Origin of the sequence: Streptomyces sp. NPDC048331 (assembly GCF_043201215.1) — a bacterium.
Taxonomy (GTDB): domain Bacteria; phylum Actinomycetota; class Actinomycetes; order Streptomycetales; family Streptomycetaceae; genus Streptomyces.
In genome coordinates this window covers 368,495-389,206 of sequence record NZ_JBICYT010000003.1, presented here as the reverse complement: position 1 = coordinate 389,206, position 20,712 = coordinate 368,495, and the positions used below count along the sequence as shown (strand labels likewise).

Here is a 20,712-nt window from a genome sequence, read left to right as displayed (position 1 = left end):
TCCGGACCGCGCTCAGCCGAGCGCCCAGGCCACGTCCCGGAGCAGGGCCTGGCGCCAGCCCGCACGGTCGTGGGCCGACGCCGACCGGGAGGTCCGCACGCTCGCTCCGGCCCGCTCGGTCAGGGACTCGACCAGCTCGCAGTGGGGCAGCATGCGCGTCTCGTGTTCCCCCACGTCGAAGGCGATCCGCAGGCCGGACAGGTCGGGGCGGCGCTCCCGTAGCCGTGCGGCGACGGAGCCGCCGACCGGACCGCCCAGCGGGTCCGCCGACTTCACGGCCTCGGGCGTCCACCACAACGACGCCGACTGGCAGGCGACCCGGGACACCAGGTCGGGGAACTCCAGTGCCGCGTACACCGCGCTCAGTCCGCCGAGGCTCTGCCCGGCGACCACCGGACGCCCCACGTCGGCGGGTACGCCGGACTCCGCGACCAGCGGCAGGAGTTCGTCCCGGACCGCCTCCCACAGCTCCGGCCCGCACCCGAACTCGGCCTCCCGGTCCCGCGTCGGCAGGAAGACGAGGGTGACGGGCGGCATCTCGCCGGCCGCGACGGCGGAGTCGAAGGCCGTCATGGCCGGGTGCAGATACAGCCAGTCGTCCCCGTCCAGCAGCAGCACCACGGGTCCGCCGCCGCCCGCCGGGTGGACCCGTACGGTCCGCCGCCCACCGAGCCGCTCGCTCGCCCAGCGGATCCGGGCCCGCGGGAGGGGCAGCACGGCGTCGGCGCCGGCCCCGAGGGCAGCCCAGTGCGGCTGGGCCGGGGCGTCCGGGGTGGCGGCGACGGAGCGGTCACCGCCCGCCCCGGCCGGGTTGAACGGATCGGCGTACGCGGTGCCGTCCACGAGGAACTGGTAGGTCACCCGCAGCCGGGCGGGCATCCGGACCTCGGCGTACCAGCAGTCCGTGTCGTTCCAGCGGCGCAGGGGGACCTCCGGCGACCAGCTCTCGAAGCCGATGCGGGCCGCGGAGCCCCGCCACAGGAACAGGGTCACCCAACCACCGCCGTCGGCGGGCACCGACGCGGGAGCCCCCGCCGCCGCCCAGAACTCCTCGGAACCTGGTTCACCGGGCAGCCCGAATGCGGTGAAGGCGTGCTCCACGGGCATGAAGTCTCCTTGCGAGGGGCGTAGTGAGGTGACCCTAACTTTATCGTCCTTCCGGTGGAGTCGGGCCTGGAAACCGGTCATCGCCGCCGAAGACCACCCCGTCCTGCCGGCCCGCCCGCCGGCGGCTCGAATGTGACGGCCCGGCCGAGGGTCGGGGAGAGGATGACCTTCGAGGGGATCTCCGGAGGCGCCCAGCGCCGGCGGGGGCACGTGGATCGGCGTGAGGAGCATCGTGCGGGCAGTGGTATCGGCGGGGCGGACGCTGACGGGTCCTGGCGGGCGGGTGACCGTCGACGGGGCCGTCCTGTACGACGGGGGGCGGATCGTGGCGGCCGGCCCGCGCACGGAGGTCGAGGCGCAGGCCGGGCCCGACGTGCCCCGATCGGCCTTCCCCGACGGCACCTTGTTGCCCGGCCTGATCGACTCCCACGTCCATCTCGCGCTCGACGCCGGCCCCGACCCCGTGGCCTGCCTCCAGGCCGCCTCGGACGCCGAGCTCTACGCCGGGATGGCCGAGCGGGCGGGGCGGTTGCTCGCCACGGGCGTGACCACCGCACGCGATCTCGGCGACCGGGGCGGTCTCGCCGTGCGGCTGCGGGACGAGATCGCGGCCGGGCACGTGCCGGGGCCGCGCCTGCTCTCCGCCGGAACACCCGTGACCGTCCCGGGCGGGCACTGCTGGTTCATGGGCGGCGAGGTCGAGGGGGTCGACGCGATCCGCGCGGCGATCCGCCGCAACGCCGCCGCCGGGGTGGACCTCATCAAGGTGATGGCCACCGGAGGAGGCATCACCAAGGGTGGACCGCCCAGCTGGCAGGCCCAGTTCACCCCGGTGGAGCTGGCATCGATCGTGGCGGAGGCGCGGCGCCTGGGCTTGCCGGTGGCCGCGCACGCCCACGGGACCGAGGGCATCGCCGCCGCCGTGGCCGCCGGCGTGGACACCATCGAGCACTGCACCTGGATGGGGCGGACCGGGTTCGACGTCCGTGAGGACCTGGTCGACGCGATCGCGGCGCGCGGTATCGCCGTCTGCCCCGCGGCGAGCCCCGACTGGCGGGGTTTCGCCGAGCGGTTCGGTCGTGAGCGGGCCGAGGAGATGTTCGGCCGGCTCCGGTGGATGGCGGAGCGCGGCGTACGGCTGCTGCCCGGCACGGACGCGGGCGTCCCGCACGCCGTGTTCGACGGGTTCGTCTCCAGCCTGGAGTTCTTCGGACACATCGGGCTCGATCCGGCCGAGATCCTCGACCTGGCCACGACGGGCGCGGCGCGGGCCCTGGGGATCGACGGCGACACCGGCCGACTGGCGCCCGGACTGCGGGCCGACCTGTTGGTGGTCGACGGCGATCCGCTCACCGACCTCGCCGCACTGCGTGCGGTCAGGATGGTCGTGGCCGGTGGGCGGACGGCCGCTCGGTCGGCGGGCCCTTCCTGAGGACGAGGGGCACGGGCACCGTGGGCGGGCCGGCCGCCGGGACACGTTCCAGGACGCCGCCCGCGAAGACGTCGTAGAGCGGCAGCGTCTCCAGGTGGACGTAGCCGATGTGGCAGTCGCACGTGGTCAGCGGGCACGGACGGGGGCCGAGCGCGGTCCGGTAGGAGCCGTCGTACAGATTGCCCAGCTCGGCACGGACGAAGTGGCAGCGGCGGACCGTGCCGTCTCCGTCCACCGAGATCACCGACTCGCCCGTGCGGCACGGCAGCCCGGCCGAGCGGTGCGGGTGCCGGCTGTACGGGAACAACGGATCGAGGGCGGTCCACGTCTCGGCCTCGGCGTCGCCGTACGTGTGGCCGTCGGCCGCGTTCACCCACAGGTAGACGTGGGACGGCAGGGCGGCGCGCAGCCGGCGGGCGTGCTCCAGGTTCTCGGGGAGGCCGACGATGCCGACGCTGTGCCGGATGCCCCGGTCGGCGAGGTCGCGCAGCTTGGTGAGGAAGCGGTCGTACGGGGTCTGCCCCGGATGGTAGGTGCACCACAGGGCGAGCGTGGCGGGGTCGGCCTCCGCGAGCCAGTCCGTGCGGCAGCTCAGGTTGGTCTGGATGGCCACGCGCTCGACGTGCGGCCGGTGCGAGAGGTCGACGAGGGCGCGGCGGTACCAGGAGCGGACGAGCCCCTCGCCCCACGGCGTGAACAGGATCGAGAGCCGGTCCTCCCCGGAGCGGGAGTGCGCCCAGCCGGTGAACCGTTCGAGGGCGGCCCGGTCGGCGCGCAGCTGGGCCGTGGTGTCACGCCGCTTGGCGAAGGGACAGTACGGGCAGTCGTAGTCGCAGGAGGCGAGCGGTCCGCGGTAGAGCAGGGTCAGGTCCACGGCGGCTACTTGGCCTCGTAGGCGGCCATCGCGGCCCGTACGGCCGGTGAGAACAGCTCGGGGCCGAGCGCGTCGGAGTGGGCGAGACCTTCGGGGGAGAGGCGCAGGAGCGGGCCCGTGCCGCCCTGGTCGAGCCAGCCGCGGGCGGCGAACGCGGCCAGTTCGGCGGGGAAGTCCTCGTGCGGGCCGGTGCCGAACCGCTCCCGGTAGTCGGCGACCGGCATGCCCTGAGCCTGAAGCAGCGACTGCAGGAGGTGGCGGCGGCGCGCCTCGTCGCCGTCGGTGGGCCGGCCGTGGACGGCGCGGCTGAAGTCGTCGGTGGCGGTGTAGTCGTCGATGATCCCGCGGATCTCGCCCATCTCGACCGCGTAGTCGAACGAGTAGTGCAGGCCGGAGGTGTAGGAACGGGCACCGCAGCCCAGGCCGATCATGCCGTCGGTCTGGCAGGCGTGGTCGTCCGGTCCCTGGGGCGCCGTACCGGCCAGCCGGAACATGCGCATCGACACCTGCTCGTAGCCGTGCGCGAGGAGGTGGTCGCGGCCCTGCCGGTAGAGGTTCAGACGCTGTTCGTCCCAGGCCCGGTCGGTCAGCGCGGTGCGCCGGGCGAGCCCGGTGAGGGGACGCACGTACAGGGGGTACAGGTACAGCTCCTCGGGACGCCAGGCCAGGGCGGCGTCCAGGGAGGTGCGCCAGGTGGCGGGGGTCTGGCCGTCGATGCCGTAGATGAGGTCGATGTTGAGGACGGGGACGCCGGCGTCGCGGATCCGGCCGAGCGCCGCCTCGACGTCGGCGCGGCGCTGGGGGCGTACGGCCGCCCGGGCCTCGTCGGGCAGGAAGCTCTGGACGCCGATGCTGACGCGGGTGGCCCCGCGCTCGGCGAGGACGGCGAGCCGGTCCGCGGTGGCGGTGGCGGGGGAGGTCTCGACGGACAGCGGGACGGCGCGCAGATCGGCGCCCATCCGCCGCTCGGCGATGTCGCAGAGCCGTTCCAGTTCGAGCGCCGTCAGGAAAGTGGGGGTCCCACCGCCGAAGGCCGCGTTGGCGAAGGAGACCGGACCGTCGTCGCCGAGGGCCTCACGGACGGCGACGGCCTGCCGCTCCAGGGCGTCCAGGTAGCGGCCGGTGAGCCCGTCGGGGGCGCCGATGCGGGTGAAGAGGTTGCAGAAGCCGCAGCGGACCTCGCAGAAGGGTATGTGGAGGTAGAGGGAGAGGGCGTCCTTGCGTTCGTCGCGCCACAGGTCGCGCAGTACCGGCCGGTCGGGCAGCGGGCGGTAGGCCGTCTTGTGGGGGTAGGCGTACACGTAGGCGCTGTACGGGCGGATCTCGGGCGGTGCGGTGGCCGCGGTCGGGGCGGGCGCGAGGGCGGTCATACGGACGGCTCCAGGAAGAAGTGGGCGTACGGCACGGTCCAGACGGCCTGGTGGGCGAGTCGGTGGCCGGTGTAGCCGTCGTCGCCGTAGGTGGTGCCGTGGTCGGAGCAGACGATGGCGAAGCACCGGCGGCGGGAGCTCATGGCGGTGAGCAGCCGGCCGATGTGCCGGTCGATGTATTCGAGGGCGGCGGCGTGCGTGGCACGGGTGTCGCCCGCCTCGGCGGTGGCGCCGGGGAGGTGGAACCAGTTGGGCTGGTGCAGCGCGGAGGCGTTGACGAAGAGGAACAGCCGCTGTTCGGCGGGGAGCGCGGCGACGACCTGTTCGGCCCGCTCGACCTGGGCCTCGAAGGAGGTGGGGGAGGCGACGCCGAACGACGGCTCCCAATGGCTCTCCTGGAACATGCCCGGGAGCACGTCACCCAGCGCGCCCTGCTTGTTGAAGAAGCCGACGCCGCCGACGCACACCGTGCGGTACCCGGCCGCGGCGAGGCCGGAGATCAGGTCGGGGGTGTCGAAGACGTAGGTACGGCCGGCGGTGCTCTCGCTGCCCGCGAACCGGGCGGCGAACAGGCGCGGATGAGGACCGGGCCGGGCGGGGGTGGGCAGGAAACCGGCGAACATCGCCTGGTGCGAGGCGTAGGTGAAGCTGCCGGGAGCGTGCCGTTCCTCCCAGACGCCCCCGGGCAGGTGCCGGGCCAGGTTCGGAATGCGCCCGGCGGCGGCCAGTTCGACGGCGACGTCGTGGCGCAGGGTGTCCAGGGTGAGCAGGAGCAGGTCGTCGCGGCCGACGACCTCGTTCATGTCGGGCAGCGGGAGCGATGGGATCTCAGGCGGGTGCACGGTGGTTCCTCAAGGGTGGTGCTGTACGTGTCTTCGGATGGCGGCCGCCACTTGCGCGGCGTAGGTGTCCTGGCCCTCGGCGCCGTTGCCGGGCAGCCCGGTCAGACCCGGCAGCAGATCGCCGAAGGCGTTGACCTCGGCGACGGCGAACCGGCGCCAGCCGACGGCGGGCAGCAGGTCGACACCGACGCACAGGGTGCCCGGGAAGCAGGCCGCGGCCCGCTCGCAGGTCCGCAGCGCCTCGGCCCAGGCGGGACCCGCCGCCCGGACGACGGCGGCGAGATCGCCGCGCCGGCCGCCGAGATGGAGGTTGGTCATGGGGGTCCGGCTGGTGCGCACCACGGCGTGGGTGGCCCGCCCGGCCACGACGACCACGCGCAGGTCGGTCGCCCCGTCCCCGAGGGAGGCCTTGGGCCACCAGCGTTCCATGTGGAGTCCGTCGGGGGCGAGGGCGTCGACCAGCGCGGCGACCTCCGGCTCGCGGGTGAGGAGCCGGACCCGCAGGGAGTTGTGCAGCCGGCCGCCCTCCGCGCTCTCCACGGAGGTGGTCGCCCTGATCCGGCCCCCGCCGGCCGTTTCGACGGCCACCACACCCGAGGCCGAGGACCCGTGGGCGGGCTTCAGGAACACCCGCGGCATGCCGTGCGCGGCCATCAGGGCCCGTACGTCGTCCCAGCCTTGCACCGGAGCGCCGCCGCCGGAGGTCGGCGACCGCGGAACGGGCACCTGGGCGCGGGCGAGGGTCTCGTGGCAGAGCCGCTTGTCGAAGAGGACGGCCAGTTCGTCGGGGTCGTCGAGGCGCCGGCCGCCGGTCAGCGAGCGGACGGCCGCCGTGAAGGCGGCGTACCAGCGGGCCCCGCCCTCGACCCGGGTGGGGTCACCCGCGCCGCGCAGGAGCCGGTCCACCTCCGCGTTCTCCCCGGGCGACTCGATCCGGACGATCTCGTCGGCGGCGAAGGCCGCGCCGCCGCCGCGCAGGACATCCGTCCAGGGCACGACACGTGGCGCGGGCAGCCCGGCGTCGCGCAGCGCCCCGGAGAACAGGGCGACGCGCCGGTTCTCCGGGTTGCCGACGACCGCCCAGCGCGGCGGTGGCGCCTGGTCCGTCATGGTCCGCGACGCGCTATTCGCCGACGGCGACGTAGCGCCAGATCCGGCCGTCGTCCTCGTCCTCGTCGGCGCGGCCGCGGTCGAGGTCGAGAGTGACGCCGGCGCCGCCGAGTACCTCCTGGAGGCGCTCGCGCAGGGGCTCACCGAGGTAGTTGTGGTGCAGGTCCAGCTTCTTGAGGTGCGTCAGGGGCTGACCGGTGAGCAGGGCGGCGCCCCCCTGCTCGGTGAGGACGCCCATGGACAGGTCGAGGATCTCCAGGCGGGCGACGACCGGAGCGGACGCGACGGCCGTGGCGATCTCGTCCTGGATGTCGCTGTTGCGCAGCCCCAGGTGACGCAGACGCGGCAGGCGGTCGCCGTCGAGGATCGGCGCCACGTCGGTGATCGCCGCGTCTCCGCCGTAGTTGTCCGTGCCGAGCCACAGATCGAGGTGCTCCAGGGCGGGCAGGTCACTGCCGGCCACGCCACGCACCGCCTCGGCGGGCATGCCACCCGTCTCCACGGTCAGGGAGCGCAGCTTGTGGTGCGTGACGGCGGGGAAGACCAGCCCGGTGCCGCCGCGCACGCCGAACCGCTCCAGCTCCGGGAACCCGTCGAGGAGCGGGCCGACGTCACTCTGGTTGATCCACGAGATCTCGCACTGCTCGGACTCCATGTCCCCGAGGAACAGGCCGCGGAGCGCGGGCAGCCGCGTACGCGCGTCGACGAGGGCGCCGATGATCTCCTCGGGCCCGGTCTCGTAGGCGTCCTCCCAGGAGCCGACCACGATCGCACGGACCAGGGTGGTGTCGACCGCGGCGACGAACCGGGCGAACGCCTCGGTCCAGCTCTCCTCGCTGTCGTAGCTGTCGCAGGAGATCCGCCACGCGACGGCGTCCGCCGCGGGCAGCGGGGTCGTCTCCGCGTCCTCCGGGGTCGGGAAGTCGAAGACGGGCAGCCCGCACGATTCCGTCAGGTGTCTCGGGTAACTCATGGGGTGCCCGCCGTTCCTCGCCTGTCGCGTCCGATGTGCTGCAAGTTGTACCAAGGGCCACTGACAGAGGCCGAGGCAGGGGGCGGCGCGGGCGGCCGAGACCTTGGAAGTGGTCCGGTCAGACCCGGTAGGGGTGGAGAGCGACGTCCCGCGATCCGACGCCGATCTCCACCCAGGACCCGTCCGCGTCGCCGGGGACGGGTGATGCCAGGTCGAACAGCACGGACCCGTCACCCATCTCGAGGCGGGCGGCTCCGTCCTCGGTCAGGTGGAGCCGGCCGCGCAGGAACACCCGGTCGCCTTCCTGCCGGAGCTCCGGCCCGGTGGCGGCGACCGGACGGGTGTTCCGGTCCCAGTGGATGTCCGCGTCGACGGTCCATTCGACGAGGTGCCGACCGTCGGCTTCGCGCGGATCGCCGCGCCAGAGCACCACGGCGGACCCGACGGGGGTGTGCACCCGAACGGTCATGTGGTGCCGAGGGGCCTGCGGCAGGATCTCCGTACGGACGAACACCGCCTCATCATCCACGACGGCACGGCACCGGCGGCCGACACCGGCGGGCGGAGGGCCGTTGTCAGACCCGCGCCCTACCTTCGGAGAAGAACGCGGCGCACCGGGCGGCGCGGGGGGAAGGGGACACCCATGTACCGGCAGGGGGACGTGCTCATCGTGCCGCTCGACGAGTCGGCGGTACCGCCGCACGCGGTCGACGCCGAGCAGGAACCGCGGGACGGGCGGGGCCGGATGGTCCTCGCGCTCGGCGAGGTCACCGGGCACGCGCACGCCGTGCTCGGGCCCGGCCGGCTCGTCCGCGAGCCGGGAATCTTCGGCCCGATGCTGCTGCATCTGCCGGACGGCGGGCGGGTGGTGCACGAGGAGCACGCCGCGATACCGCTGCCCAAGGGCTGGTACCGGGTGGTGCGGCAGCGGGAGTACATCCCGGGAGCGGTACGGATCGTGGCGGACTGACAGCGTGTCGGACAGTGGGGGGATCAGGATCGTGTTGACGGACATCGACGTGTGGAGGGCCGCCGCGGCGGCCACCGGGCCGGCCGATCGGGCGGCCGCGGAGGCCGGGGTGCGCCTCGCCTACAGAGCCGCGGGGCTGGTGGAGCCGGAGCGGATCGTCTGGACGAACTCGCCCCGGGCCGCGGTGCGTCTGCTCGGCGCGGACGACGGGCCGTGCGGGCCGGCCGCGCGCGGGCGCGGCGTACGGGAGGCGGTGCGCAGCGCGCCGTGGGCGGCCGAACGGGACCGCGCGCAGCGGCGGCTCGGCCCGCAGGGATGGGGCCGGCACTGGGGAGCGACGGGCGCCCGCCTGTGGGAGCACACGGAACGCCTTGCGGACCGGGTCCGCAGCGGTCTCGTCGAGGAGTTGACGGCCGGGGCCGCCGAACCCGTGGCCGCGGAGCGCTCGCTGCGGCTGCTGCTCCTGGACGCGGTACTCGGACAGCACGACGCGGCCTGGCTGTGCGCGTTCGACACACAGGAGGGCACCCCTCTGCACGGGCTCGCGCTCCTGGCCGGATCGGCCGGCTGGTGGTGGCCCTACGAACGGGTGGCCGTGCTGTGCGAGCGCCCGGTGGAGCTGCACCGCGACGAGGCGGGCAGGCTGGACCGCGGGGACGGCCCGGCACTGGCGTTCCCTGACGGGTTCGCCCTGCACGCCTGGCGGGGCATGCCCGTTCCGGCCGAATTCCTGGCGGGACTGGGCACGCTGACGCCGGAGCGGATCCGGGAGGAGGAGAACGCCGAACTGCGGCGCGTGATGCTGGAGTTCTACGGGTACGACCGCTATCTGCGGGAGTCCGGTGCCACCCCCGTGTACCAGGACGAGACGGGTGTCCTGTGGCGGATACCCATGCCGGACGACGAGCCCGTCGTGATGGTGGAGGTCGTCAACTCGACACCCGAGCCGGACGGCACCAGCCGTACCTACTGGCTGCGGGTGCCGCCGACGACCCGTACGGCCCGTCAGGGAGTGGCCTGGACATTCGGTCTCGAACCCGAGGCGTACGCACCGCTTCGGCAGACGTGATCCGACATCGGCGGGTGAACGTCGCACGATCCGGCGTGATGGCCGGTCAGAAAGGGGTGCGGCAGGGGCAATCCGGGTGTGCGAGGCTAGGGAAATGACGTTCGAATTCGACGCGGAGTGGACACGGGCCAAGGGGGAGGCGGCGATGCGCCTCGCCTCGGCCGAACCGTCGCCCGGACCGACTCCGCAACCCGGTCCGACCTCGGCCCCGTTCGGGGGAAAGCCGGACCTCGGCCTGTCCGCCGGACCCGTGCACTCCAAGGCGTCCGGCCTCCGTACGGCGAACGCGGAGGCGCGGGGCAGGTCCACGCTCGACGACGCCGAAGCCGTGGGCAAGAGCCACTCCGGATGGGCGGCCGGTCCGGCGAGCAACGACTGCGTGGCCGGCTGGCAGCGCAGGCTGAAACAGCTCGCGGACCTCGTCGACGATGCGGCCGACGCCCTGACCACGGGAGCGAACGGCATCACCGCCGAGGACCGGGCGATAGCGGACCGACTGCGCGCGGCCGGTGGCGTACTGGAGGACTCCTGATGGTATCCGTCCCCGAGCTGAAGCAGGCCGACCCGCAGAAGTGGCGGACCGCCGCCGACGACGCGGTGGCCGTGGCGAAGGAGTGCGACGGCCTCGCCACCTACGCGCGCCAGGACGTCGCCCGCACCGTCAGCCGGTGCTGGACCGGCGAGTCCGGCCGAGCCGCCACCGAACGGTTCGTGAAGCACGCCGACGACTACGAGACGTCCGGGCTGGCCCTGCGCGCGATGGCGAAGGTCTACGACGACCTGGCAGACGCGATCGTGGGGGCGCAGCGGGACCTCAACAGCGCCCTGGACTATGCCCGCACCCACGAGCTGAAGGTCGACGACAGCGGCCGGGTCCAACTGTCGCGCCCCGTCATGGTTCCCGCGGGCAGCACCGAGCACCTCGAACCGGTCAACCACGCGCAGGGGATCATCGTCGAGGCCCTGCGCAAGGCCACCCAGGCCGACGTGGACGCGGCGAGCGCCCTGCGCACGATCGAGGGCCTGACCGCCATCTCCGATCCGGCCCTGGCCAAGGAGGCCCTGACCCCGGGCTCCCCGCTCGCCATCGCCCTGTCCCTCTCGGGCGGCACCGACGGCCTGCACCCGATCAACGTCCCCCCGGCGCAGTTCGCCGCGGTGAACCGGGCATCGGCCGAGACGGGCATCAGTCGAAAGCTGCTGCTGGCGATCCTGTGGCAGGAACAGCAGTGGTACCAGAACTTCAGCCCCGGCCTGACCGGCCCGCTGGCCCAGGTGGGGCGGATCTTCGACTGGACGCTCCAGCAGTCCCTCAAGCCCGACAAGTCCCTCGGTATCACGCACATGAAGCCGGACACGGCGAGGGAGGTGATGCGGCAGAACCAGGAGGCGTTCACACTTCCCGACGGGACGTACCTCGGGAGCCTCGGCGACGCGGAACTCACCAAGTACATCGAGGAGAACCCGGACGAGAACATCCGCATGAGCGCGTATCTCCTCAAGGACCTCCAGGAGAACCCCTACGGCGCGAGGACCGACAAGCAGCTCTTCACCCTGTACGCGGCGGACACCCCGGAGGTCCGGGAGCTCAACGAGCAGTACGGTGACGAGTCGGGCAGCCGGGGAGGCGACATCAAGGCCCGGGGAGGGAACTGGGACAAGGTGGAGCCGCACCTGGACGATGCGATGGCCTGGTACGCGCTGACGGACGAGCAGCGGGCCACCGCCGTGCGGCAGCTGGAGTCGCAGACGCCGGCCGGCCACCACGTCTCCATCGACCCGATCTACCATGAGGGCGGAGGACCGCACACCGGTACGGGCACCGGTCCCGCGGAGCCCGGTACCCCTTCCCCGAGCCCGGGTCCGGCACCCACACCGCCGAGGAGCAACTGACGCATGCGCACACGGAAGACCGTCCCGCTGCTGCTGTGTCTCGTGCTGACCCTGAGCGGATGCGGTCTCGTCGGCGGTGACAAGGGTCCCCGGCCGCTGACGCCGATGCCGAGCGAGGTGCCGACCGGACCGGAGTACGCGACGGCCGAAGACGTCGTCGCCGCTCTGGTGAAGGGCGGATTCGACTGCAGAACCACGTTGGTCAACCACTACGCGTACGGGTCGAACGCCACCTGCGAGGTGCAGCACCGCGGGACGACCGTCTACAACGAGGTCAAGGTGCTGAGCCCGGACCGGTTCAGCCGGGACGAGGTCGGCGATTCGATCGCCACAGGGCGTCGGGCCTACCGGCACACCTTCGTCGCCGCCGGAAACTGGTTCATCTGGGTGCGGCCCGGGGTCTACGCCCACGACATGGCCGCGGCCCTGCCCGGTTCCGTGGTGCTGGAGCCGATCGTGGAGAAGTAGCCCCGGCGCGGGCGACGGGAGGTCGAGGAGGGGCCGTCGCCCTGTCGCAGAGGAACACCCGCCTCTGCCGGCGGCAGAAAAGGGGCCCGACCGGACTGGACGATCACTACCGTCCGGTCGCATGACGACGATCACCACGCGCACGGTCGCGTACCCGGCAGACGGTCTGACGATGGTCGGGCACCTCGCACTCCCGGCCGGAGTCGATCGCCGGCCCGCGGTGCTGCTCGGGCCGGAGGGCATGGGGCTCAGCGATGTCGAGCGCCGCCGGGCCGATGCTCTCGCCGAGCTGGGATACGTGGCGTTGGCCTTCGACCTGCACGGCGGGCGCTATCTGGGTGACCCCGAGGAGATGCTGGCCCGTTGCATGCCGCTGCTCGCCGACCCCGACCGGATGCGGGGGATCGGTCACGCGGCGCTCGACGTGTTGCGCGCCGAGCCGCGGACCGACCCCGACCGGATCGCCGCCGTCGGCTACGGCACCGGGGGCGCCGTCGGGCTGGAACTCGGGCGCGACGGCGTCGACCTGCGCGCCATCGGGACCATCAACGCGCTGACCACGGGCCGACCGGGCGAGGCGGCGCGCATTCGCTGCCCGGTGTGGGCCGGGGTCGGGTCGGAAGACCCGATCATGCCGCCCGCGCAACGGGTCGCGTTCACCGAAGAGATGCGGGCCGCGGGCGTCGACTGGCGCCTCGTGGTCTACGGCGGCGCCTTGCACGCCTTCCACCACCCGCCGGTCGACCACCCCGTGGTTCCCGGCGTCGGCTACCACCCCCGGCACGCGCGGCGAGCCTGGCGCGACGTCGTCGACCTGCTCGCCGAGTGCCTGACCGGCACGGAGTGATCCGGTCGACCCGCGGGGCTTCGTCGCGGCCCTGAGCCAGGGCACGAAGCCCCGCACCTTTGTGGACCTGCTCACGCCGCCCGGCCGATCCTCCCCGGCGATGAAGCCGATCAGGAACCCGCGGACCGGCCGCACGGCCTTCCCCTCCACACGGAAGACCGGCCGGGGCACGACACCGACTCGGCTGCGGCAGCTCCCGCAGCCACCCTTTCCGCACCCATCCCTCCCGCACCCACCCCGGCCGCCCGGTACGTCGGCCTCGCGTGGGAGACATGTGTCGCATGTCCATATTTGGGGTGTTTTTGAGAGTGAACCAGCACACTCTCCGCAATGCATTGCGCATGGATTCCGGGAGTCGGGGCAGGCGGCCGGATCAAGTCGGTCTGACCGACAGGGGGACTCAAAGGAACGAAAGGCAATACGTACCGTGACGGCAGCACAGCAGACCATCCACGTGGGCGGAGAGTGGCGCGCAGCCCTGTCCGGGGCCACGCGCGAGATCATCGACCCCGTCGACGCGACGCCCTTCGAGGTCGTGGCGGAAGGCGGTGTCCTGGACACCGACGACGCCGTGGCCGCCGCACGGGCCGCCTTCGACGCCGGTGCCTGGCCGCGCACGCCCGTCGCCGAGCGGGCCGCCCTCCTGCGTAGGGTCGCCGCACTGCTGGAGCGCGACCGGGAGCGGATCGGCGCCCTGGAGAGCCGGGACGCGGGCAAGACCCTCGAAGAGGGCCGCGTCGACGTCGACTGCGTCCGCGACGCCTTCCTGTACTTCGCCGACCTCGTGGAGAAGGAGGACGGCGGACGGATCGTCGACGCCGGTTCGACCGAGATCCACAGCGTCGTCGTGCACGAGCCGGTCGGCGTCTGCGCCCTCATCACCCCTTGGAACTATCCGCTGCTCCAGGCCAGCTGGAAGATCGCGCCGGCGCTCGCCGCCGGCAACACCTTCGTGATCAAGCCCAGCGAGATCACCCCGCTGACCACCGTGGTGCTGGTCGAACTGCTCCTGGAGGCCGGACTCCCGCTCGGTGCGGCCAACATCGTCACCGGTCCCGGCGACACGGTCGGCGCCCGCCTCGCCGAGCACCCCGACGTGGACCTCGTCTCGTTCACGGGTGGTCTCGTCAGCGGTACCAAGGTCGCCCGGTCCGCCGCCGACAGCGTGAAGAAGGTCGCCCTCGAACTGGGTGGCAAGAACCCCAACGTCGTCTTCGCCGACGCCTGTTCGACGCCCGAGGGCTTCGACACCGCCGTCGACCAGGCGCTCAACGCCGCCTTCATCCACAGTGGCCAGGTCTGCTCCGCCGGCTCCCGCCTCATCATCGAGGAACCGCTGCGCGACCGGTTCGTCGCCGAGCTCGCCCGCCGGGCCGAACTGATCCGGCTGGGACGCGGAACCGACCAGGGCGTCGAGTGCGGTCCGCTCGTCTCCGCGGCCCAGCTGGCGCGGACCGAGGCGTACGTGGCCTCCGCCATCGGCGAGGGCGCGGTCCTGCGCGCGGGCGGCGGAAGGCCGGCCGGTCCCGGCTACTTCTTCCGGCCCACGGTCCTCGACCGGTGCCACCGCGGCATGCGCGTCGTCCGCGAAGAGGTCTTCGGCCCCGTCCTCACCGTCGAGACCTTCCGCACCGAGGAAGAGGCCGTCGCCCTCGCCAACGACACCGAGTACGGCCTCGCCGGAGCGGTCTGGACCTCCGACGAACACCGGGCCCGACGGGTCGCCGGCCTGCTGCGGCACGGCACCGTCTGGATCAACGACTTCCACCCCTACCTGCCGCAGGCGGAATGGGGCGGCTTCGGGAAGTCCGGCATCGGCCGCGAGCTGGGCCCCGGCGGCTTCGCCGAATACCGCGAGGCCAAGCACATCTACCAGAACCTCGCCCCGCGCCCCGTGCGCTGGTTCGCGGGCGCGACGGCGAAGGGCTGAACATGAACGACCAGCACATGAACGACCAGCAGGTGAACGACCAGCACGTGTACGACTATGTCGTCGTCGGCGGTGGCACCGCCGGCTCCGTCATCGCCTCCCGGCTGACCGAGGACCCGGACGTCAGCGTCGCCGTCATCGAGGGCGGCCCCAGCGACGTCGGCCGCGACGACGTCCTCACCCTGCGCCGCTGGATGGGCCTGCTCGGCGGTGAGCTCGACTACGACTACCCCACCACCGAGCAGCCCCGTGGCAACTCGCACATCCGCCACAGCCGCGCGCGGGTGCTGGGCGGCTGTTCCTCGCACAACACCCTCATCGCCTTCAAGCCCCTTCCCTCCGACTGGGACGAGTGGGCCGAGGCCGGTGCCGACGGGTGGGACGCGGCGGCCATGGACCCCTACTTCGACCGGCTGCGCAACAACATCGTCCCCGTCGGCGAGGCCGACCGGAACGCGATCGCCCGGGACTTCGTCGACGCGGCGCGGACCGCACTCGGTGTGCCGCGGGTCGAGGGCTTCAACAAGGCCCCCTTCCACGAGGGCGCCGGCTTCTTCGACCTCGCCTACCACCCGGAGAACAACAAGCGCTCGTCGGCCTCCGTCGCCTACCTGCACCCGTTCCTGGACCGGCCCAACCTGCACATCGCCCTGGAGACCTGGGCGTTCCGGCTGGAACTGGAAGGCGCCCGCGCCACCGGCGTGCACATCCGTACCAAGGAGGGCGCGGAGCACGTCGTGCGCGCCCGGCGCGAGGTCCTCGTGTGCGCCGGGGCCGTGGACACCCCGCGCCTGCTGCTGCACTCCGGCATCGGGCCGCGCGCCGACCTGGAGAAGCTCGGTATCCCGGTCGTGCACGACCTGCCGGGAGTCGGGGAGAACCTGCTCGACCACCCCGAGTCGGTCATCGTGTGGGAGACCCACGGGCCGATCCCGGAGAACTCCGCGATGGACTCCGACGCCGGGCTGTTCGTCCGCCGGGACCCGGCGGCCGAGGGCCCGGACCTGATGTTCCACTTCTACCAGATCCCCTTCACCGACAATCCGGAGCGCCTGGGCTACGAACGGCCCGCGCACGGCGTGTCGATGACCCCGAACATCCCCAAGCCGCGCAGCCGCGGCCGGCTCTACCTGACGAGCGCCGACCCCGAGGTCAAGCCCGCGCTCGACTTCCGGTACTTCACCGACGAGGACGACTACGACGGACGGACCCTCGTCGACGGGATCCGCATCGCCCGACAGATCGCGGCGAGCGAACCGCTGGCCGGCTGGCTCAAGCGCGAGGTGTGCCCGGGCCCCGAGGTGACCTCCGACGAGGAACTCAGCGCGTACGCCCGCCAGGTCGCGCACACCGTCTACCACCCGGCCGGCACCTGCCGCATGGGGGCCGCGGACGACGAACTCGCCGTCGTCTCACCCGACCTGAAGATCCGGGGCCTCGACGGCATCCGGATAGCCGACGCGTCAGTTTTCCCCACCATGACCGCCGTGAATCCCATGATCGGCGTGCTCATGGTCGGCGAGAAATGCGCCGACCTGCTGGGAGGAACCACCCGATGAACCACCTCGTAACCCCCCTGACGAAGACGCCGGACGCGACCGCGGAGTCCGTCTTCTCCGTGCGCGACCTGTGGAAGGTGTTCGGCCCGAAGGCCGACCGCGTGCCCGCCGACCAGGAGCTCGGGGCCCTCGACGCCGCCGAGCTGCGCGAGCGTACCGGCTGCACCGCCGCCGTCCGCGATGTCTCCTTCGACGTCCGCAAGGGCGAGGTGTTCGTCGTGATGGGCCTCTCCGGCTCCGGCAAGTCGACGCTCGTACGCTGCCTCACCCGGCTCATCGAACCGACCTCGGGCACGATCTCCATCGACGGAGAGGACGTGCTGTCCATGGACACCGGCCGGCTCCGCGAGCTACGCCGACACCGGGCGGCCATGGTCTTCCAGCACTTCGGGCTGCTCCCGCACCGGACGGTGCTCGACAACATCGCCTACGGGCTGGAGATCCAGGGCGTGGGACGCGGTGAACGGCGGGAACGCGCGGCCGAGTTCGTCGCCAAGGTCGGCCTGGACGGCATGGAGCACCGCCGGCCGAGCCAGCTGTCCGGCGGTCAGCAGCAGCGCGTAGGACTGGCCCGCGCCCTGGCCGTGGACCCCGAAGTCCTGCTGTTCGACGAGCCGTTCAGCGCGCTGGACCCGCTCATCCGCCGGGACATGCAGGAAGAGGTCGTACGCCTGCACCGGGAGGAGGGACGCACGATGGTCTTCATCACGCACGACCTGAACGAGGCGCTGAAGCTCGGCGACCGCATCGCGCTCATGCGCGACGGCCGGATCGTCCAGCTCGGCACGCCGGAGGAGATCGTCGGATCCCCCGCCGACGACTACGTCAGGGACTTCGTCCGGGACGTGCCGCGCGAGCAGGTGCTCACCGTCCGCTCGGCGATGCGCCCCGCTCTCGCCGCCGAGTCCGACGCCACGGGCCCGGCACTCGCCCCGAGCGCCACCGTTCACGAGGCCATCGAGGCCGTCGCCCGTACCGGCGAGAACGCGCGGGTCGTCGAGGACGGCAGGTGCCTCGGCGTGGTCGACCAGGCGGGACTCCTCGGCGTCGTCGCCGGGGTCCCGACCTCGACCGGGAAGGCGGTGGCCTGATGTACGACCATACGACCTGGCCGCCGCCGTGCGGCAGGACCGCTATGACCGCCGCCGCTGCGGCGACCCACGCCGGGCGGTGCGGCCGATGACCACCACCGCCACCCCCGCTCCGCCTGACCCCGCGAGCACCAGCAGCACCAGCGCGGCCATGACCACCGCGACCACCACTCCGACCGCGACCGCCCCCACGCCCCCGGCCGACACCGGACCCGCTGTGCTGCTGCGTACGCTCACGCGCCACCGCGGCCGGCTCGTCGTCGCCTGCGCGGCCGTCGCGCTCGTCCTCGGCTGGGCGCTCCTCGGTGCCGGGAACTGGCCGGCTTCGCTCTCCGTCGACCTGTCCGGACCGCTCGAACGCACCAGCGACTGGATCATCGACAACCGCGACGGCCACCCGCTCTTCCTCTACTTCCTCGGGCACGTCAGCAACGTCGTCGTCGTGGCCGTCCGCGCCGTGTACCTGGTGCTGCTCGCACTCGGCTGGGCCGGAGTCACCGCCGGCGCCGCCCTGCTGGCCTGGCGTGTCGCCGGCGTCCGGCTCGCGTTGACCTCCGTCGCCGCCTTCGCCGTGTGCGGACTGCTCGGCATGTGGGTGCCCACCATGCAGACCCTCGCCCTGATGGTGGTCGCCGTCGCCGCGTCCGTGCTGCTCGGAGGTCTCCTCGGGCTGGCCGCCGGCCTGTCGGACCGGATGCACCGGATCCTGCGGCCCGTACTGGACACCATGCAGGTGCTGCCGGCCTTCGCGTACCTGCTGCCCGTCGTCCTGGTCTTCGGCATCGGCGTGCCCGCCGCCGTCCTCGCGACCGTCGTCTACGCCGCTCCGCCCATGGCCCGCCTGACCGCGCTCGGACTGCGCGACGCGGACGCCGGGGTCGTGGAGGCCGCCACCTCCCTCGGCGCCACCGGCCGGCAGCGGCTGCTGACCGCCCGGCTGCCGCTGGCCCGCAAGGAACTACTGCTCGGCGTCAACCAGTCGATCATGATGGCGCTCGGCATGGCCGTCATCGCGTCCGTCATCGGCGCGGGTGGCCTCGGTGACCGCGTCTACCAGGCCCTGGCCTCCGTCGACGTCGGCGCCGCGCTCGCCGCCGGCGTCCCGATCGTGCTGCTCGCCATCGTCCTGGACCGGGTCACCGCCGCCGCCGGGCAGCGGATCGGCGAGGCCCCGGCCGACCGGTCCCGGCTCCGCTGGGCCGCCGCCGCCCTGGTGACCGCCGTCGTCGCCGTCGGAGCCCGCCTCCTCGACCGGCTCTCCTGGCCCGACGCGTGGACGGTGGACATCGCCGAGCCCGTCAACGGCGCGGTCGACTGGATGACCGCCCACCTCTACTCCGGCGTGCCCCTCGTCGGCGGCACCGCCGACTGGGCGGCGCACTTCACCACCTGGGTCCTGAACCCCCTGCGCGACGGACTGCAGTGGTTGCCCTGGTGGGCGGTCCTGCTCACCGTCGGCGCCCTCGCCCTGCTCATCGGCACCTGGCGCACCGCCGCGACCGCCGTCCTCGCGATGGCCGCGATCGGTGTCCTCGGCGTCTGGGACCCGGCGCTCGACACCCTGTCCCAGGTCCTCGCCGCCGTCACCGTGACCCTGCTGATCGGCTTCGCCCTCGGCGTCGCCGCGGCCCGCAGCACCCGGCTGGGGCGCGCGCTGCGTCCGGTGCTCGACGTCTTCCAGACGATGCCGCAGTTCGTCTACCTGATCCCCGTCGTCGCCCTGTTCGGTGTGGGGCGCGCCCCGGCCGCCGCGGCCGCCGTGGTCTACGCGCTGCCCGCGGTCGTGCGCATCACGGCCCAGGGCGTGCGCGCGGTGGACCCGGGCGCGCTGGAGTCCGCGCGCTCGATGGGCGCGACCGGTCGCCAGCAACTGCTCCAGGTGCAGCTGCCGTTGGCCCGGCCCGCGCTCCTGCTCGCCGTCAACCAGGGCGTGGTGCTGGTCCTCGCGGTGGTCGTCATCGGCGGCCTCGTGGGCGGCGGCGCGCTCGGCTACGACGCGGTCTTCGGCCTCGCCCAGGGTGATCTCGCGACCGGTCTGGTCGCCGGTGCGGCGATCGTCTGCCTCGGCCTGATGCTCGACCGCGTCACCCAGCCGACCGGACGCCGCGACCTCACCGGAAAGGGGGCCTGACATGGCTCGCACCACACGCACCGCCGTCCTCGCGGCGGCAGCCGCCGTCTCCGTCGCCCTGACGGCCCTCACGGGCTGCGGCGCCGCCGACATGACCCGCCAGGCCTCCCCGTACGCCGACGCCAAGGGCTCCCGCACGGTGACGCTGTCCGTGCAGTCGTGGGTGGGCGCGCAGGCCAACGTCGCCGTCGCCCAGTACCTGCTGGAGCACGAGCTCGGCTACCGGGTGGACACCGTCCAGATCGACGAGGTCCCCGCCTGGGACGCCCTCAGCCAGGGCCGGGTGGACGCCATCCTGGAGGACTGGGGCCACCCGGAGCAGGAGAAGCGGTACATCGACGACAAGGCGACGATCGAGCGGGGTGGCGACCTCGGGGTGACCGGCCACATCGGCTGGTTCGTGCCGACGTACTTCGCCGAGCAGCACCCGGACGTCACCGACTGGAAGAACCTGAACAAGTACGCCGACCAGCTCCGCACCGCGGAGAGCGGCGGCAAGGGGCAGTTGCTGGACGGCTCCCCGTCCTACGTGACGAACGACAAGGCCCTCGTGAAGAACCTGGACCTCGACTACCAGGTCGTGTTCGCGGGCTCCGAGGCGGCGCAGATCACGCAGATCAAACAGTTCGCCAAGGAGAAGAAGCCGTTCCTGAGCTACTGGTACAAGCCCCAGTGGCTGTTCGAGCGGGTCCCGATGACGGAGGTGAAGCTGCCCGACTACAAGGAGGGCTGTGACGCCGACCCCCAGAAGGTGGCCTGCGCGTACCCGCACACACCGTTGCAGAAGTTCCTCAACGCCCGCTTCGCGGCGGACGGAGGCGACGCCGCGGCCTTCCTGAAGAAGTTCCGGTGGACGACCGAGATGCAGAACGACGTCGCCCTGATGATCGCCGAGGAGAAACTGTCCCCCGAGGACGCGGCGGCCCGCTGGGCGAAGCGGAACGAGGCCACCTGGCGGCAGTGGCTCCCGTCCTGACCCGAGGGCCTGGAGGGCACCCCCACCCCTCCAGGCCCCGCCCCGCGCCCCGACGGGCCCGGGGCGCGGG

At 72.9% G+C, this 20,712-nt stretch carries 19 protein-coding genes; 12 read left to right on the top strand and 7 right to left on the bottom strand.

Annotation, left to right across the window (positions count from 1 at the left end; genetic code table 11):
* Positions 1–12: 12 nt before the first annotated feature.
* Positions 13–1,107: an alpha/beta hydrolase-fold protein gene (locus ACGFYY_RS07725; RefSeq protein ID WP_393707583.1), complete on the bottom strand. Its 1,095-nt coding sequence runs from the start codon at positions 1,105–1,107 to the stop codon at positions 13–15.
* A gap of 232 nt (positions 1,108–1,339) precedes the next feature.
* Between ACGFYY_RS07725 and ACGFYY_RS07720 the strand changes: the two genes are divergently transcribed.
* Entirely contained in the window at positions 1,340–2,539 is a 1,200-nt protein-coding gene (locus ACGFYY_RS07720; RefSeq protein WP_393707582.1) for an amidohydrolase family protein, read from the top strand.
* On the opposite strand, the gene ACGFYY_RS07715 is transcribed toward ACGFYY_RS07720, so the two are convergent.
* From ACGFYY_RS07715 to ACGFYY_RS07690, 6 genes are all read right to left on the bottom strand, one after another.
* Positions 2,484–3,413 (bottom strand): STM4011 family radical SAM protein, encoded by a 930-nt coding sequence (locus ACGFYY_RS07715; protein WP_393707581.1) that lies wholly within the window; start codon positions 3,411–3,413, stop codon positions 2,484–2,486. The genes ACGFYY_RS07720 and ACGFYY_RS07715 overlap by 56 nt on opposite strands.
* 5 nt (positions 3,414–3,418) lie before the next feature.
* The gene (locus ACGFYY_RS07710) at positions 3,419–4,783 is read right to left on the bottom strand and encodes an STM4012 family radical SAM protein (protein ID WP_393707580.1); all 1,365 of its coding nucleotides are present in this window, start codon (positions 4,781–4,783) and stop codon (positions 3,419–3,421) included.
* On the bottom strand, positions 4,780–5,586 hold the full coding sequence (locus ACGFYY_RS07705) for an STM4013/SEN3800 family hydrolase (protein ID WP_393707641.1): 807 nt from the start codon (positions 5,584–5,586) through the stop codon (positions 4,780–4,782). Before ACGFYY_RS07705 ends, ACGFYY_RS07710 begins: the two co-directional genes overlap by 4 nt.
* Positions 5,587–5,634: 48 nt before the next feature.
* On the bottom strand, positions 5,635–6,735 hold the full coding sequence (locus ACGFYY_RS07700; protein ID WP_393707579.1) for an STM4014 family protein: 1,101 nt from the start codon (positions 6,733–6,735) through the stop codon (positions 5,635–5,637).
* Between the two features lie 13 nt (positions 6,736–6,748).
* Entirely contained in the window at positions 6,749–7,708 is a 960-nt protein-coding gene (locus ACGFYY_RS07695) for an STM4015 family protein (RefSeq protein WP_365270089.1), read from the bottom strand.
* 118 nt (positions 7,709–7,826) lie between these two features.
* Positions 7,827–8,237, bottom strand: coding sequence for a hypothetical protein (locus tag ACGFYY_RS07690; RefSeq protein WP_393707578.1), 411 nt, complete (start codon positions 8,235–8,237; stop codon positions 7,827–7,829).
* 114 nt (positions 8,238–8,351) lie between these two features.
* Between ACGFYY_RS07690 and ACGFYY_RS07685 the strand changes: the two genes are divergently transcribed.
* From ACGFYY_RS07685 to ACGFYY_RS07635, 11 genes are all read left to right on the top strand, one after another.
* Positions 8,352–8,678 carry a hypothetical protein gene (locus ACGFYY_RS07685; RefSeq protein WP_365270083.1) on the top strand — a complete coding sequence of 109 codons (327 nt, stop codon included), beginning with the start codon at positions 8,352–8,354 and terminating at the stop codon, positions 8,676–8,678.
* Between the two features lie 34 nt (positions 8,679–8,712).
* Positions 8,713–9,747, top strand: a complete 1,035-nt coding sequence (locus ACGFYY_RS07680) for a DUF6745 domain-containing protein (protein ID WP_393707640.1) — start codon at positions 8,713–8,715, stop codon at positions 9,745–9,747.
* A 94-nt stretch (positions 9,748–9,841) separates the two neighbouring features.
* Positions 9,842–10,279: a hypothetical protein gene (locus tag ACGFYY_RS07675; protein ID WP_365270080.1), complete on the top strand. Its 438-nt coding sequence runs from the start codon at positions 9,842–9,844 to the stop codon at positions 10,277–10,279.
* Positions 10,279–11,640: a hypothetical protein gene (locus ACGFYY_RS07670; RefSeq protein WP_393707577.1), complete on the top strand. Its 1,362-nt coding sequence runs from the start codon at positions 10,279–10,281 to the stop codon at positions 11,638–11,640. The genes ACGFYY_RS07675 and ACGFYY_RS07670 overlap by 1 nt, the downstream gene beginning before the upstream one ends.
* 3 nt (positions 11,641–11,643) lie before the next feature.
* The gene (locus ACGFYY_RS07665; protein ID WP_393707576.1) at positions 11,644–12,108 is read left to right on the top strand and encodes a hypothetical protein; all 465 of its coding nucleotides are present in this window, start codon (positions 11,644–11,646) and stop codon (positions 12,106–12,108) included.
* Between the two features lie 121 nt (positions 12,109–12,229).
* Positions 12,230–12,955, top strand: coding sequence for a dienelactone hydrolase family protein (locus ACGFYY_RS07660; protein WP_393707575.1), 726 nt, complete (start codon positions 12,230–12,232; stop codon positions 12,953–12,955).
* A 427-nt stretch (positions 12,956–13,382) separates the two neighbouring features.
* Positions 13,383–14,885 carry an aldehyde dehydrogenase family protein gene (locus ACGFYY_RS07655; RefSeq protein WP_393707574.1) on the top strand — a complete coding sequence of 501 codons (1,503 nt, stop codon included), beginning with the start codon at positions 13,383–13,385 and terminating at the stop codon, positions 14,883–14,885.
* Positions 14,886–14,887: 2 nt separating this feature from the next.
* Positions 14,888–16,444: a GMC family oxidoreductase gene (locus ACGFYY_RS07650; protein WP_393707573.1), complete on the top strand. Its 1,557-nt coding sequence runs from the start codon at positions 14,888–14,890 to the stop codon at positions 16,442–16,444.
* A complete protein-coding gene (locus ACGFYY_RS07645; protein WP_393707572.1) occupies positions 16,441–17,535 on the top strand; it encodes a glycine betaine/L-proline ABC transporter ATP-binding protein in 1,095 nt (364 codons plus the stop codon). Before ACGFYY_RS07650 ends, ACGFYY_RS07645 begins: the two co-directional genes overlap by 4 nt.
* A gap of 88 nt (positions 17,536–17,623) precedes the next feature.
* Positions 17,624–19,666, top strand: a complete 2,043-nt coding sequence (locus ACGFYY_RS07640; RefSeq protein WP_393707571.1) for an ABC transporter permease subunit — start codon at positions 17,624–17,626, stop codon at positions 19,664–19,666.
* 1 nt (position 19,667) lies between these two features.
* Positions 19,668–20,642: an ABC transporter substrate-binding protein gene (locus ACGFYY_RS07635; RefSeq protein WP_393707570.1), complete on the top strand. Its 975-nt coding sequence runs from the start codon at positions 19,668–19,670 to the stop codon at positions 20,640–20,642.
* The last annotated feature ends 70 nt before the right edge of the window (positions 20,643–20,712 follow it).